The 15,628-nt window shown below is 37.6% G+C and carries 17 protein-coding genes; 12 read left to right on the top strand and 5 right to left on the bottom strand.

Annotation, left to right across the window (positions count from 1 at the left end; all coding sequences use genetic code 11):
• The first annotated feature begins 45 nt into the window (after positions 1-45).
• Positions 46-522 (top strand): flavodoxin family protein, encoded by a 477-nt coding sequence (locus I2F89_RS01080; protein WP_195513253.1) that lies wholly within the window; start codon positions 46-48, stop codon positions 520-522.
• Positions 523-706: 184 nt separating this feature from the next.
• Entirely contained in the window at positions 707-907 is a 201-nt protein-coding gene (locus I2F89_RS01075; protein WP_010735357.1) for a cold-shock protein, read from the top strand.
• A 122-nt stretch (positions 908-1,029) separates the two neighbouring features.
• Here the strand turns inward: I2F89_RS01075 and I2F89_RS01070 are convergent, their stop codons facing one another.
• The 5 genes from I2F89_RS01070 to I2F89_RS01050 all read right to left on the bottom strand — a co-directional run bounded on the left by I2F89_RS01070 (position 1,030) and on the right by I2F89_RS01050 (position 3,516).
• Positions 1,030-1,392 (bottom strand): TIGR02328 family protein, encoded by a 363-nt coding sequence (locus I2F89_RS01070; RefSeq protein WP_071867445.1) that lies wholly within the window; start codon positions 1,390-1,392, stop codon positions 1,030-1,032.
• A 38-nt stretch (positions 1,393-1,430) separates the two neighbouring features.
• Complete coding sequence (locus tag I2F89_RS01065) at positions 1,431-1,664, bottom strand: helix-turn-helix domain-containing protein (RefSeq protein ID WP_071867444.1); 234 nt, start codon at positions 1,662-1,664, stop codon at positions 1,431-1,433.
• A 38-nt stretch (positions 1,665-1,702) separates the two neighbouring features.
• Entirely contained in the window at positions 1,703-1,963 is a 261-nt protein-coding gene (locus I2F89_RS01060) for a hypothetical protein (RefSeq protein ID WP_071867443.1), read from the bottom strand.
• A 235-nt stretch (positions 1,964-2,198) separates the two neighbouring features.
• Positions 2,199-2,690, bottom strand: coding sequence for an isochorismatase family cysteine hydrolase (locus tag I2F89_RS01055; RefSeq protein ID WP_071867442.1), 492 nt, complete (start codon positions 2,688-2,690; stop codon positions 2,199-2,201).
• Between the two features lie 13 nt (positions 2,691-2,703).
• Positions 2,704-3,516 carry a Cof-type HAD-IIB family hydrolase gene (locus I2F89_RS01050; protein ID WP_071867441.1) on the bottom strand — a complete coding sequence of 271 codons (813 nt, stop codon included), beginning with the start codon at positions 3,514-3,516 and terminating at the stop codon, positions 2,704-2,706.
• A 325-nt stretch (positions 3,517-3,841) separates the two neighbouring features.
• Between I2F89_RS01050 and I2F89_RS01045 the strand changes: the two genes are divergently transcribed.
• The 10 genes from I2F89_RS01045 to I2F89_RS01000 all read left to right on the top strand — a co-directional run bounded on the left by I2F89_RS01045 (position 3,842) and on the right by I2F89_RS01000 (position 15,492).
• Positions 3,842-4,699: a glycosyltransferase family 8 protein gene (locus tag I2F89_RS01045; RefSeq protein WP_195513252.1), complete on the top strand. Its 858-nt coding sequence runs from the start codon at positions 3,842-3,844 to the stop codon at positions 4,697-4,699.
• A complete protein-coding gene (locus tag I2F89_RS01040) occupies positions 4,692-5,594 on the top strand; it encodes a glycosyltransferase family 8 protein (RefSeq protein ID WP_071867439.1) in 903 nt (300 codons plus the stop codon). The genes I2F89_RS01045 and I2F89_RS01040 overlap by 8 nt, the downstream gene beginning before the upstream one ends.
• Positions 5,595-5,638: 44 nt before the next feature.
• The gene (locus I2F89_RS01035) at positions 5,639-5,989 is read left to right on the top strand and encodes an iron-sulfur cluster biosynthesis family protein (protein ID WP_071867438.1); all 351 of its coding nucleotides are present in this window, start codon (positions 5,639-5,641) and stop codon (positions 5,987-5,989) included.
• Positions 5,990-6,015: 26 nt separating this feature from the next.
• On the top strand, positions 6,016-6,957 hold the full coding sequence (locus tag I2F89_RS01030; protein WP_071867437.1) for a magnesium transporter CorA family protein: 942 nt from the start codon (positions 6,016-6,018) through the stop codon (positions 6,955-6,957).
• 64 nt (positions 6,958-7,021) lie between these two features.
• Positions 7,022-7,915, top strand: coding sequence for an SDR family oxidoreductase (locus I2F89_RS01025; protein ID WP_023519734.1), 894 nt, complete (start codon positions 7,022-7,024; stop codon positions 7,913-7,915).
• Positions 7,916-7,945: 30 nt separating this feature from the next.
• Positions 7,946-8,509 carry an alkaline shock response membrane anchor protein AmaP gene (gene amaP, locus I2F89_RS01020; RefSeq protein ID WP_071867436.1) on the top strand — a complete coding sequence of 188 codons (564 nt, stop codon included), beginning with the start codon at positions 7,946-7,948 and terminating at the stop codon, positions 8,507-8,509.
• 12 nt (positions 8,510-8,521) lie between these two features.
• On the top strand, positions 8,522-8,710 hold the full coding sequence (locus I2F89_RS01015) for a DUF2273 domain-containing protein (RefSeq protein ID WP_010735369.1): 189 nt from the start codon (positions 8,522-8,524) through the stop codon (positions 8,708-8,710).
• A gap of 11 nt (positions 8,711-8,721) precedes the next feature.
• Entirely contained in the window at positions 8,722-9,492 is a 771-nt protein-coding gene (locus I2F89_RS01010) for an Asp23/Gls24 family envelope stress response protein (protein ID WP_071867435.1), read from the top strand.
• 90 nt (positions 9,493-9,582) lie between these two features.
• Positions 9,583-9,825 (top strand): GlsB/YeaQ/YmgE family stress response membrane protein, encoded by a 243-nt coding sequence (locus I2F89_RS01005; protein WP_071867434.1) that lies wholly within the window; start codon positions 9,583-9,585, stop codon positions 9,823-9,825.
• A gap of 480 nt (positions 9,826-10,305) precedes the next feature.
• A complete protein-coding gene (locus tag I2F89_RS01000; RefSeq protein ID WP_195513251.1) occupies positions 10,306-15,492 on the top strand; it encodes a putative mucin/carbohydrate-binding domain-containing protein in 5,187 nt (1,728 codons plus the stop codon).
• Positions 15,493-15,628 lie beyond the last annotated feature (136 nt).

The raw sequence follows: 15,628 nt of genomic DNA, 5'->3' as shown, positions 1-15,628 counted from the left end.
GAAAAAAAGAGTGAGGATGAAAAACTGGGTAGAGGAGGAGATAATATGCGCATTTTGTTTATTAATGCAAGCCCGAACAAAGAGGGGATGACCGTTAAATGGGGAGAAAAAATCTTAAAAGATATCGACTATACGGTCCTGCATTTAGTTGATTATTCGATCAATCAGTTAGGGCAGATGACCGAAGAGGATGAATTTGACAAAGTCATGGGAGTAATCAAACAAGCTGACGTCTTGGTGATTGGTACACCTATCTACTGGTGGGATGTGACCGGTCTGTTAAAAACATTTATTGATCGCTGGACGGATCTATTTGAGTATGGGTTAGACACACCAGAGGCTCCTTTGTATCAAAAATCTGTTTTCTGGTTTGTTCAAGGATCTGCTCCAGAAGAAGCTATCAGCGGAATTAGACAAATGTTGTCAAATGTGAGTGAGCGTTTTTTGATGCAGGAGTTAGGGATGATTTATCAAAAGAAAGACATTACTTCATCTAATGAACGAATCAAACAAATGAGATAAATAGAGAAATTGAAAGTACCGAGGGTTTATAGTTGTGTTTTATGAAAGGGCATGCTATAGTATAAAAGTAATCTATTTTGAAACGTAATTTGAGCTATAAGTTAAACATTATAAGACTCCTTTTGCCTATCAAATATTTATTGCACTATAAACGTACGTTGATACGTATCAGGAGGAAATATACATGAATAACGGTACAGTAAAATGGTTTAACGCAGACAAAGGTTTTGGATTTATCACTGGTGAAGATGGAAATGACGTATTCGCTCATTTTTCAGCTATCCAAGGTGACGGTTTCAAAACATTAGACGAAGGTCAAGCTGTGACTTTTGATGTTGAAGATGGACAACGTGGCCCTCAAGCAATCAACATCGTTAAAGCATAATCAAACGATTGATATCTTACTGCTCTTTCTTATGAAAGAGCAGTTTTTTTGTGTCTAATTTCAATAAAAGCCTCTCGATTCAGTAATCGAGAGGTTTGATAGAGCCATGAGTTATTACTTGTTTATAAGATGATCCCTTTCTGTTCTAAGTTTGCCACGCATTCGGCTAAGTAGATCTGATCATGTTCTGGATAAAGGGGTGAGGTCCATTCGATAGGGGAAAGGGTAGGATAAGGTTCGCAGATCTTCCCACGATACAAGGGATCAAACCATTCTTCACCAGGTTTATAATTCTGTTTCTTCATTTCTTCCATTACTAACAAATGATATTGAAATAATTTATAAGGCGAATGTGTAAAAACGTAATCGACAGTTGCATGTTTTCGTCCCCAACCATTGCCTCTCAGAGCACAACATTCGCGATGTTGTCCTAATAATTGTTGGCGTGGAAGTGATTGCAAGAGGCTTTGATGCCATAAGCGCATATAAGATTTCCTTCTTTCTAAAACAGTGAATTGAGTGTTTAGGATGCTTCCGTTCGACCAATCAAATAATCGATGGTCGTGTCGTAAAAATCTGCGATAAAGATTAATTCGATAATACTAGGTATATTTTTTCCATCTTCATAGCTTTTATATGTCTCAATCGGTAAGTTCACTTTTTCAGCAACCTGTGGTGTAGTTAAATGCTTTTTATCTTTGAGGAAGTTTAAACGGCAATGCAGTGTATCCAGTAAAATCGCTTCTTCAATGGTCATTTTACCTCACCTTTCTCTTAAATAATTATCTATGAGAGTTAACGTTTATTTTTTCTGTTTAGATAAAATAAATACCCAATGACAAAGAGTATGGAGAAAATGAACCCAACTAAATTAAACGTGAAGATCTGGAAGGGTTCGAAAAACTGATAATTTAATACTTTGTACATAAAATAGATCGCAGGAAAACTAGCCAAAGCGATTTTTTTTCGTTCTTTTGTCCATTTGATAAATGAAAAAACGATCGGTACAAAGATAAAAACAGGAAAAATAAAAGCAAGTCGGCTCAATTCCAGCATAATAAATAAACTCCCATAGCTATATTTTATTCGTGCATAAATTGTGTTTTGAGTTATTCTATTTGAGAATATACTAGATTTATATTCACTAAATAAAAGATAGCATGTTATACGATTCTGAACAAATATTTCGATAAAAAACATGATTTTTCTGTAGACGTATCATTTGAAAAAAATAAAAAAAGGTGGAACCTTCATTCCACCTTTTTTATGCTTTTCGATTGGTTTCGACCATTTACTCTTTAACATAAACATTAAAGTCTTTTAGAAGTTTAAGTGCTTGTGGCTCATGATTACGACTGCTGACTAGTGACGAATCAATGATAAAGTCAGCTTCTGGAAAGGCGCTTTGTAAAGCAATCGTGTTGGATAAGACACACAAATTCGTTTCGATCCCAACTACTTCAATTGTTTTTTGTTCTTCTTTACGTTCAAAAAGTGAATGTTTGATCTCTGTTAATATTTCTGGAGGCAGAGTGAAGTAGTATTTTTTGATTTCACGCTCATCTGATAGAGGGGAGAGAGCGGGAATGATTTTAAGATCTTCACTCTCTGCCTCATCTTTCCGTTCGATAGGGATATCTCGAGTGAATAGTACGTATTCATTCGCTGCACGTGCTTGGTTTAAGCGTGTGTTTACACGTTCAACTAATGCTTCACCATCTTCTAAATAAAATTCACTAGTTGGATCTAAAATATGATTTTGCATATCGATAACCACTAACATCTATCATCTCTCCTTATAAAAAGTGATCATTCAAAAAGTTTGCAACACCGGCTTCGTCATTAGTTTCTGTCACTTCATCTGCTAAATCCTTCACATGTTCTTGCGCATTGCCCATAGCCACGCTTAATCCACTGAACTCAAGCATTGCCAAATCATTTTCTTGATCACCAAACGCCATGACGTCTTCTGAAGATAAACCTAAGTACTCAGTTAGGAATAAGAGAGAGTGTGCCTTTGTAATATTTCTAGGAGTGATTTCCAAGAAATGTGGGTCTGAAAAGACAGAATCAATTCCTTCTTTCTCCAACTCTACTTGGATTTTTTTTAGTTTTTCCTCATTTTTATCCGTCAGTGCCAGTTTCAAATAGCTCAATGAAGGATCGTCCAACTGTGCTGTGATCTCATCGAAAGAATGATTTTGCAAGTTAAAGTGTTGATAATAAGGATCGTCTTTTACTAAGGCATTTTCGTTAAAAGTGATTTGGTCATCTTGTGTTTCTCGGCTTGCGATGATCGATATTTTTGCTTCTTTTGCTAAATAAAAGGCCTTTTTTAGTATAGGTACTTCAATTTTTGAGCGTCTTAATACATGATCGATCTTGCCGTCTTTCATTTCCGAAATTAATGCACCATTAGAAGAAATCAAATAGCCACTAACTCCTAATTGTGCAAAGACATCCTTTGCAGATATACTATTTCTTCCTGTAGCGATCGTTACGATTCCTCCATTAGAGGAGAATGCTTTTAATGCTCGAATATTTTCTTGTGGGACAACTCCTTGGGAATCAAGCAAGGTCCCGTCTAGATCGATTGCTGCTAATTTCATCTTTTTACGCTCCCTTAGTCTTTTTTCTTTCACCAATAGCTTAAATGAGAAACTTCTAAAATAAAAATAAAATGCTTTAACTCTTTGAATTTTTTCAAAAAAGATTTTTCATAAAGGGTGAAAAGGATATTAGTAAGTAAATGGTTAAGACCGCTGTATAAAAAAGCATAACAATCTTAATGTTTTCGTTTTCATTTTCATAAAAAAGGGCAAATTTAGGGTAATATTCATAAAAAACAAAGCATATCTTTTGCTTTCAGGAAAAAGTAGGCATATTGTAGATGTAGAACAGGTTAGAAAAAGATTAAAAAAAGGAGTGATTTTGATGGAGATTAAGTATGGGACTGTACCGGTTGTGACTGCTTCAGATGAAAATTATGCTCCTTATCTAAGCGTAATGATTGCAACGGCACTGGAAAATGCGAATAAGATGAGACATATATATTTTTATGTGATTGATGATGGCCTATCAGAATATAGTAAAGAAGGATTGCGTCAGACAGTTGCACAACACTCAGAACATGCAAGCATCCAATTCTTGACAGTGGAGAAAGATGTATATGAAGATTTCTTAGTCAGTGACCACATTACAACAACTGCGTATTTACGAATTTCTCTACCTAAGATCTTAGCAAAATACAATTATAAAAAAGTGTTGTATCTAGATGCAGATGTTTTAGTATTAGATGATATCGTTGCATTATATGATGAATCATTGAACGGTAAAACAATTGGGGCAGTAATTGATCCAGGACAAACGAAAGCGTTGAAGCGCCTAGGGATCGATTCAGAAGAATATTATTTTAACTCAGGTGTTATGGTGATCGATATTGATCAATGGATTGAAAAAGACATTACAGATAAAACGATCCAATTCCTAAAAGAAAATGGTGATCAGATTATCTATCATGACCAAGACGCATTGAATGGTGTCTTATATGGAGATTGGGAACAACTTCATCCAAAATGGAACATGCAATGTTCGTTGATTTTTGAACGCCACCCAGCTCCAGATAAAAAATATGAAGAGTTATATAAGAGTGGGAATGAAGCTCCTTCAATCATTCATTTCACAGGGCATGATAAACCTTGGAATACATTGGAGGATCATCCTTATACACAAATCTATCTAAAAAATCTAGCGCATAGCGTATTAATGAAAGTAGGCGAGGTAAATGAATAGAAGAAAAGAAGTAGCAGTTGTCTCTAGTTGTAATACAAAATTTGTGCCTCATCTAGCAGCACTGTTCGTGTCGATTTTAGAAAATAGTGACCCAAAAGTGTTTGTACGATTCTATGTGGTTGATGATGATATTGAATTAGAAAGTAAAAATCTTTTACGTTATTCAGTGAAGAATTCACGAATGAATACAGATGTAGAATTTTTGAAAATCAATAAAAAATTCTTCAAAAACTTAGTAACAAGTGATCGTATTCCTGAAACAGCATACTATCGTATTGCAATCCCTGAGTTGTTTAGAGGGAAAAATGTGGAACGTGTCCTTTATATGGATTGTGACATGATCGCGTTGAACGATGTCAGCAAACTATGGGATTTAGAGTTTAACGGCGCAGTCATGGCAGCAGTTGAAGATGCTGGTTTCCACCAACGTCTTGAAAAAATGGAGATCGAAGCAGACTCAATGCGTTACTTTAACTCAGGCTTGATGCTGATCAATGTTGAAAAATGGTTAGAACAAAATATCACGAAAAAAGTTCTTAACTTCATTGAAGAAAATCCAGAAAAACTTCGATTCCATGACCAAGATGCATTGAATGCTATCTTACACGATCGTTGGATTGCTTTGCATCCAAAATGGAATGCACAAGGTTACATCATGGCGAAAGCAAAACAACATCCAACAGCTGAAGGAGAAAAAGAGTACGAAGAAGCACGTCGTAAGCCTTATATCATCCATTACTCTGGACACATCAAACCATGGAGTGAAGATTTTAAAGGTGCTAGTAAAAAATACTATGAAAAGTATGCAAATATGACCGCTTTTCGTTGTGTTAAATCATTCCCTAAATATCCAATGTACGCTCGTGTTAAACGAAATACAGAATTGAGTCATTGATCGATAATAGAAAAACTTACTATTATATAGAGGAGATGATCGATATGGAAATCACGCTGACAAGAAATGCGATGGACATCTTGAAGGAAAAAGCAGGCGAACAATCAAAATTAGCACTTGCATTGATCAATAGTAAAGATCCTTTTCTTAGAGACAAAGGAGCTTGTGCGAAAGGTAGCTTTTTCCAAATTATCCCTTTTGTTACTGAATTTGGACTATACGTCACAAAAATCAATCATCCTTCGCTAGAAATCTATACATCACAAAGTGAACAATGCTATTTAGGCAAATATTTGACGATGGATTATGATCATGTATTGAACAGTTTTTCATTAGAAAATGAGATTGCTGTACTAGATCATAATATCAAACTAACTAATTGTTTCTTTAGTTGATTGCATACTGGAAAGGACGATTCACCATGCTGGAATATTACTTGATTGATGAAAACAAGAAAGTAATAGCCGCAGATGAAGAACATTTTAATTGGCTTGTTATTGATACGAGCGATACTGAGGAAATCGAACAGGTTACTCGAACCTACCAGCTTCCTGAAGATATTTTTGTCGGTATGACTTATCCAGAAGAGGTCTCACGGCTTGAACATCTATCAGGAACAAGTTTGAACAACCCGATTTCCTTAGTACTGCTCAACCTTTCAAGTGAAAAAGAAAAAATCGAACGTCGCCTGACGCCATTGTCGTTCGTCATATCAAATGACTTATTGATTACTTGTCGGGACGAAAAAACCAATTTTATCGATCGGCTGATTGAACATCATGGTAATAAAATCGATTCTTTCGAAAAAGTGATTGTTTATGCGGCATTAGATATCTATACCCATTTTGTCAAAGAACTTCGTGAAATGAAAACGCGTATTGATGCGTTAGATCAAGAAGCTCGAAAAACGACAGAAAATGAAGAGCTGTACAAGCAAGCTGATTTAGAAAGAGACATTGTTTACATCGATCATACGTTGCGGGATCAAAAAGAGACAATGGAACTATTGTGGGAAACACCTGAATTCAAAGAACGTGTCAATGACGAACAGCTTCTTTATGACGTTCGTTTAAGGCAACGCCAAACAGAGAAGATGATTCTGATTTATCGCGATCTGTTAGAAAGTATCGGCGATCTGTTCAATGGAATGATGGACAACAATTTGAATCATCTGATGAAATATCTGGATTCTACCGCATTGATCATCTCTGTACCTGCGATGATCGCTGGTATTTGGGGAATGAATACCGGTGGATTACCAGGAGAAGATTCAGCAACTGGTTTTCTCTTAGTATTAGGAGGATCAATCCTTGCGGCGGCTGCGCTAGGGTATCATTTATTTAGAAAAGATTACACAAAATAATTAATATGGGCTTTTATGCCCAAATTTATAACGTCAGTTATGACTAAAAATTAGGAGGATCAACATGACAGAACCAAATTTAATCGACCCAAGAAAACTATACCACACAGAAGAATTTCCAAAACAGGATCAAGAAACTCCGGCTTTGCAAAAGGATATGAAACCAGTGCCTGATTGCGGTGAAGAAAGTTATAAAGGTACGGAGCAATTAGCAAATCGACGGGTCTTGATCACAGGTGCAGACTCTGGTATTGGACGTGCCGCTGCCATTGCCTTTGCACGAGAAGGCGCAGATGTAGCCATTCAATTTTTCCCAGGTGAGGAAGAAGACGCGCAACAAGTGGCCCATTATATCGAGGAAGCTGGACGTAAAGCATTACTATTACCTTATGATTTGCGAGATGAAGCTGCACCAAAAGAAATCATCCAAAAAACAGTGGATGCATTTGGTGGATTAGACACACTTGTTCTGAATGCGGCGCAACAAATTTCGTCTCCTTCAATTGCAGAAATCCCATTAGAACAAGTAAAAGATACTTTTGCTGTAAATATCATCGCAATGTTTGCACTTGTGAAAGAAGCAATTCCACATATTCCAGCAGGAGGAGCAATCCTTACAACGACTTCTGTCCAAGCATTCAATCCAAGTGAACACTTGTTAGATTATGCAGCGACTAAAGCTTCGATTGCAAACTTCACCATTGGTTTAGCAAAACAATTAGCACCAAAAGGAATTCGTGTCAACGGCGTAGCACCAGGACCAATTTGGACACCATTACAACTAGATGCAGGTCAACCAAAAGAAGATCTACCTGAGTTTGGTCAACAAGCATTGTTGGAACGTGCAGGTCAACCAGCTGAGCTAGCACCTGTTTATGTCTTTCTTGCATCCAACAAAGCAAGCTATGTCACAGCACAGATTTACGGTATCACTGGTGGAGAAGCTATCAATCTATAATCAGTGACTAGAAGCTAGGAGGGCGAGAAAATGAACAAAGGAGCCAAAACGATAGGAGCGATCTTACTGATCCTTCTGCTGTCTGTTTTAATATTTGCAATGTTGCTAAGCTCAGTGTATCCATTGCCGTTTAAGTTAGAAGAATTTCGCTTTTTATCATTAACTAACTTTTACGTACAACAATATGTCTTTTGGGTAACCGCAGCGTTTGCTGTGTTGACGTTGATATTGATTCTAGTCTTATTATTCTACCCAAAAACTTACCGGTCATTCTTATTAAAAAAAGGTGATGGAGAGTTAACATTAGATAAAAAAGCAATCGAAGGAATGGTTCGTTCACGATTGACGAAAGAAGACTTTGTTTCTTCCCCAAAAGTAACGATCAAAGCAACAAAAAATAAAATTGACGTAAAAGTAAAAGGCGAGTTGAAACGTACGTCATCATTAATCGGTAAAACAGGAGCACTAATGACAGACATTGAGCGCGATGTAAAACAAATCATCGGCACAGATGAACCAGTGAATGTCCTGATCAATTATACCGGTTTTGATTCACCACAATCAAAAAGAGTTGAACACTCACGAGTACAGTAAGGGGGAGAGAAAATGAACGAGATCTTTTCGACATACAAGCTCCCAATTATTTGTGGCGCGCTTGGATTGATATTAGCTATTTTGCTAGTAGCTGTCGGATTTTTTAAAACATTGCTGATCGTGATCATGGTTGCACTTGGCGTAGCCATCGGCATGTATTTAAAAAGAACCGGAATTTTAGAACATTACTTTAAATCTTAGGAGGCTTTACCATGGAAAACAATCATACAAATACAAACGGAAATACACCGAAATCAGCACATCCAGATCCAACAACGCCAAATCAAGCGCAAGGGATCAAGGATGAAAAAAATAAAACAGCACCGGTATCTGCACATCCAGATCCAGTGGTGCCACATGTAGAAGAAAAAGTAGCGCATGATCAAAAAGAACACCATGATCATCCACATCATGAAGCAAAAAATCCAGGTGTGCATACTCCAACTCATGAGGCAAGTAAACAGACAAACGAAGTGAAGGGCAGTGAAGAATCAATGAACGGTGAAGTAACTTATGATGACAAAGTCATTCAAAAAATTATTGCGATCGCATTAGAACGTATCGACGGACTATTAACAGTAGATGGAGGCTTTTTCTCAAATGTTGCTGGTAAATTAGTCAATACGGACAATGAAACAGCAGGCATCGAAACAGAAGTTGGAAAAAAACAAGTGGCTGTTGATATGTCGATCGTCGTTGAATACGGCAAGGACATTGAAGATATCTTTAAACAAATGAAAGAGATCATCAGTGAAGAAGTAGCGAATATGACACATTTAGATGTCATCGAAGTGAATGTCAATGTCACAGATATCAAATCAAAAGAAGAATTTGAACAAGACCAAGTCACTGTTCAAGATAAAGTGACAGATGCTGCAAAAGCAACTGGAGAATTTGCGTCAGAACAAACAGACAAAGCAAAACATGCAGCAAACAAAGGAACGGAAAAAGTAAAAGAAAATAACGAACCAAGAGTACAATAAAGTATCTTGGTGAGTCAAAAAAACTTTTAATTAAAATAAATAAGATGTCGCATTGAAAAAATCGGCTAGACACTATAGGAGGAAATACAGATGGGTTTTATTTGGTCATTAATCGTAGGTGGAGTTATCGGAGCAATTGCAGGAGCAATCACAAATAAGGGTTCTTCAATGGGTATCATTGCAAACGTCATTGCAGGGCTTGTTGGTTCAGCAATCGGGCAAGCAGTGCTAGGATCATGGGGACCAGTAATTGGTGGTATGGCAATCGTTCCTTCATTGATCGGTGCGATCGTCTTAGTATTGATCGTGTCATTCTTTGCACGTAAATTATAAGAATAAAGAAGAAATTTGCGATGAATGCAAAAATTCTTCTACTTTGAAATAATCGGTAACATTCAATTAACAGTTATTTGATTGAAGGATCTTTACAAGTTGACTTGTTCAACGAAGTAAAGATCCTTCTTTTTTGTTGTCCTTTCGGCGTTTTAGCAAGTAGATAAGCAAAAGATTATTTTCTCACAAAAAACCTCCTTTCAATTACTCCCAATCGAAAGGGAAAAAATGGCGTTACACAAGATGAGGATGACCGATAAGCTTGAATAAGTAAAGCTTTTCGATGCTTTTCTAAATGATTTGAAAAAGGAGTGAATAGTAAAAAGACGATTAAGAAACGGAAAATACATAACGTTTTTAATAAAAGAGTCATTTGAGATACTACGAACATCCTTTGAAGGTAAATAAATGACTACCAACAGAGAATGAAACAGACGAAATGTTTTTTCTCTTGTTGTTTGAGAATAGGGAGGTAATGATTTGAGAACAAGAAAAAAACTGTTGAACAGTGCTTTGATCCTAGGATTGACTTTAGGTAATCTTAATGGAACAGTTGTTCAGGCAGTGACTGCATTCAATAATTTAGGAATGAGTCAAAATAGACAAGTTAGTAATAGGCAAAAAAATGATGACTCTGAGAAGGCGATAGAAAACACTGAAGATAGTAAAAAGGTAAATAAAAACGCCAGTAGAACAACAGATAGTACATCAAATAAAGAAGAAACAAATTCTCGCACGGTATCAGAGAAAGAATCAAAAGAAGAACAAGAACGAATTTTGGAACGATTATTAAATCCTAGATATGCGATAGACGTTCCAGATAGTATCCTAGTTGCTCCTAGTACTAATTCAATTCGTTTAGGTGAGTTTTTAGTTAATGAGATGCAAAAAGGGATCAATGAACAATTCAATACAGACAATGATAATTTAAGTGTTAATGACACAATGATATTTAGAAACGTGACACCTATTTTTTATTATTCCTCTAGTGTGAGTACACCAGGAGTAACAATCAATAATCTGAGCCCATTAAGGGCGAATGGGGATTCTGCACCAAGAAGAGTTTTCAGGATCAACGCCATTTCACGTAGTGGAAATTGGCGAATGGAAATCACCCCTACGGAAAGTTCTACAGCTCAAAATTTGAATATTGGAGAAATAAATGTTGTATTTACTCGTCTAAGAGTAGCTCCACCTCAAGAAGAAATATTTGATGTAGAGAGATTTCCGTATTCTTATTATTGGTATATTGAACCCTGGAATGAAGCTTGGAGTACGGTAAGAATTGCGACGGAGTTTAAATTTGATTTTTCAACTACGGATATTGGTGATCTACGTGCGAATGTCAAGCCAGGTACACATACACTTAGCCATGGGGAGACAGTTCCCGATCCTGAAAGCTATGTAAACGTAGTAAATTCTCGTGGAGATGTCAGTTACCGATGGTTAACGGAACCAGATACGAACAGAATAGGTAAGCAACAAGTACGCATAGAAGTCAGGGATCAAACAGGCAGACCTCCAGTAATCGTGACTTTTGATATGGAAGTCCTACCTTTAATTACTACAAAAGAAGATCAAATACAAGTTTATCAAAATGATCCAGTACCAGCTTTGGATGAACTTTTTGACGTCAATTATCAAGGTTCCTATCAATTGTCATGGATTACTCCGACGAGTACAGCGACCCCAGGTTCCTTCGTATGGCAAGCGCGAGTTCGTACACAAGATGGCAGAGAAGCAACCGCTTCTGTGAATGCTGAAGTAATACCAGACCAAGGAATAATGATTGAGTTACATCCAATCAGAGCTCAACAGCTAGGTAATACAAGATCTTTATTGAATAGTAATGCATTCAGAGATTTAATCAAATCTGCATCTTTTAGAGGAACACCACTAGATATCGATTCTCTTAGATTGGTTGCTTCAGAATCATTTGAGCCAGATTATCAAACAGTTGGTGAACATCAATTAAGATTAACTGTTGAAGGACAACGACCAGACGTAAACGTGAGAACCACAGGAACAATTGAAACTACTGTTAACGTGCGTTGGGATAACACAATTTTGATGAGATCGATCAACGGTCAATCAGCTGGGGCATTTTCATTATTATTAAGTAATTCAGATTCTAATAATATTCCCCTAAGAATTACTAATGGCTTAGTAACAGACATGGACGCTTCTGTAGGACGATTAACTTCTCCTTTTTCTACATACTATTCGATCCAAATTATGCGTAATAACAATGTAATCTACAATCAAGAGATGTCGAATCGTACGACTCTACAACAAATCATGGATCAATTTGGTAACACAGACAATATTTTCAATGTCCAATTGGGCGATGTAATTCGTATCCATCATCCGGAACGAACAGCCAACAGCTCAGTTTTGATGATGAATGAAGAAGAGCATGATTTTACCTATGACACAGAATATGCATACTACGAAGTCACCTCTTCTGGTTTTAGACCTGCTCCGGTCATGGAAGCGCAAGCTTCACAAAAAAACTTTGCTTTAGGTGAAAACACCTCCAACATTGATCCTAGCTCATTGATCGATAATGTGACGATCAATGGTCGAAGAATTGATAATAGCCAATATACAGTAGAATCACTGATTGATTTTGACACGAGTACGATCGGCACACGTAATATGCGTCTAAGACTAAATATGAATGATGGTCTTGCCTCGAATGAAATGGAAGTAGAATACGGTGTGAATTGGGGCCATACTTTTGTGTTAAGAGGATTGAATGAAGCAACGGTTGGTGCGTTTAGTTTGCTTAAAGAAGACGGACAATTGGCACTCCATGCATCTCAAGGCGTAAGTGGTACGAACCTTGCCAATCCAGTCAACAATCACTTTGGTCGCGATACGTATTATTCGATCGAGATCATGGGAGGAACTAGCTCGAATTTTACATATGAAGTAGCAGGTAACTCCTCGATCCGAGATGCGATCAGTGGCTTCAATAATGGACAGCCTTTACCAGTTGAAAAAGGCAATGTGATCAAAGTTTACCATGCAGATCCTCAAGGTGCTTCGCAAGGGCGAAACTTGCTCATGCAAGACGAATTAGTTCGTGATTACACGATTGGTTCAAATTATGCTTATTACGAAGTGACAGATAATGGGTTAGAACCAATTATTACCGTGGCTGCAGAATCTTCACCACAAGAATTTACTTTAGGCGATAGTACAGCAGGCATCAATGGAGCAAATCTGATCGATCATATCACAGTCAATGGGGTCGAATTAGCACCGAGTCTATATACAGTGACTCAATTAGAAGAATTTGATACATCCACTGCTGGTAAGAAAGATTTACGCATCCAATTTGAAACAAGAGATGGATTAGTTTCAAAAGAAATCACTGTCCCTTATGAAGTCAAGTGGGGGAATACGATTGTGATGCGTTCAGCCAATGGCGGTGCGGCAGGAGCTTTCTCTTTAAGACCAGGAAGTAATAATTCGGTGCGTCAGTTAACGATGTTCCCGGGGATTGATTCACCGTTAAATGAGCAGTTGAGTCCAAACTCTTCCTTGTATTACTCAATGGAGATCATTCGTGGCGATCGTACAATTTATTCTCAAGATATGCCAGGACGAGCAACGCTACAACAAGTGATGGATAATTTTGGAACCAATCGCGCGGTAACCGTTCAATTTGGAGATATCATCAAAATTTATCATCCGCAACGTTCAGAAGGAAGTTCAGTGTTATTTGTTAATGAGGAAGAAAAAGACTTTACTCATAATTCTTCTTATGCTTACTATGAGGTAACCGCATACGGATTTGAACCAATGGCAGTAATGGATGCTCATACAGCAAATAAGGAACTTGTTTTAGCGCAAGATACAACCAACTTTGAATTGGAAGAATTATTAGATAGCGTGACGATCAATGGAGAACCTGTGGCAGAAGATACCTATACGATCGAGCGCTTATCTGATTTCGATACTTCAACCATTGGTAAACGAGAAGTTCGTTTGAGAATGGCTATGAAGGACGGTCTAGCCTCCGTGGAGCTGGAGATTCCTTATGAAGTGAAGTGGGGCAGTACGTTCTTATTGAAGGGCTTAGAAAATGCAACAGTTGGGGCATTCAGTATCGTCGAGCAAGATGGGCTATCAAAAATCCACGCCACTCAAGGCGAGGAAGGAACGATTTTAAACAATGCGGTGAATAATGTTTTTGGTCGTGATACGTATTATCGAATCGAAATTTTAGCTGATCCAGAGCAGCCAGAAAGTCGCCTATTTCCTGATAATATCAAATACAGCTATGAAGTGACAGGACATATGACGATCAGACAAGCAATCCAAGGCTTTAATAATGGGCAACCGTTAGAAGTAAATGAAGGGGATATTTTCAAAGTTTATCATGCGGAAACAGAAAATCGTAACTTGTTGATGCGTGATAACTTGGTCAGAAACTTTACGGCGGGATCTAATTATGCCCATTACCGAATCCAAAACGGTGAGTTTGAACCAATCACTATGATCCATGCAGAAAAACAAAATCAAAGCTTGGTTTTAGGTGAAGATGCAAGTGAATTGGATGCAACAAAGCTGATCAATGAAGTCCGCTTTAACGGACACCAATTATCTAGTTCGTTATATAATGTGGAACAAATTGATGCGTTCGATACACAAACAGCTGGTCAAAAATCAGTGACCGTTCGTGTATCCACAGCAGATGGTGTAACCGCAACAGATATTGAAGTGCCTTATGAAGTCAAATGGGGTAGCACGATCCATTTAAAGAATCGTCAAAATGAGACAGTAGGTTCATTTGGTTTAGTGAAAAGTGGTCGCCAAATCGAGATTCAATCCATTCAAGGTTCGGATCGTACGATTTTAAATAATCGAGTAACGCAAGTGGACGACAATAATGTGTATTATGGAATCGAAATCATCGGCCAAGATGGACGGTCGAAATATCAATATGAAGTTCGTGGAACACAAACGATCCAACAAGCTATTTCACGGTTCAATAGTGGAAGTGCCTTTCCAGTAGTTGAAGGAGATGTTGTCAAGGTCTTCCACCAAGATGCGAACAACAATATCTTGATGCATGAAGAACAAGAAAGAAACTTCACTTATGGAGGACAGTTTGCTGTTTATAATGTGACAGAATATGGCTTTGAGCCAACAGGGGAGTTAGATGTTCGAACACGAGTAGCTTCTATTGCGATTGGCACAGAAAGAGTCGATCCGAAATCTATGGTTGAAACAGTAAGAGTAAATGGTCGAGAAATTCCAGCCAATTCTTATACGGTTCAGTTACAAGAAGATTCACAAATCGATACATCTGCACTTGGAAGTAACAATGTTGTTGGTTTAGACATCCAAGTCAATGAAGCACATGGTGGTTTTACAACAAGTGCTGAAGGAAGATACTCAGTGGTTGAACAAGGTGCAGAAGATACTCCAGGTGCTGCTGGTGAAGAGGGGACTGGAAGTGATACCGGCGAGAACGGAGAAAGTGGACCTAATGACGGAAGTGATCAAGAAGCAACAGGCAACTTACCACAAACAAATGCCACTAGAAACACGCTTCTCTCTGTATTGGGTACCATATTACTGACATTGGTTGGCGGCATCTTCTTTTGGAAAAAACGATCTACTGACGAGGTGGAAGAAGAGTCAAATGAATAAAACAACTTTTTATCCACTTTTTATCCATTGGAGAAAAAATAGTTTTTAGAGAAGAAAAAAGACCACTAAAATTAAATAAGGGAAACACTCAAAGGAGGGGAGACCCAAATTTGAGTGTTTTTTATTTGTTAGTGAG

The organism is Enterococcus sp. 1001283B150225_161107_E12 (assembly GCF_015556925.1).
Classification (GTDB): Bacteria; Bacillota; Bacilli; order Lactobacillales; family Enterococcaceae; genus Enterococcus_B; species Enterococcus_B mundtii.
The sequence above is the reverse complement of the archived record's forward strand: the minus strand, read 5'-3'. Positions and strand labels throughout refer to the sequence as shown.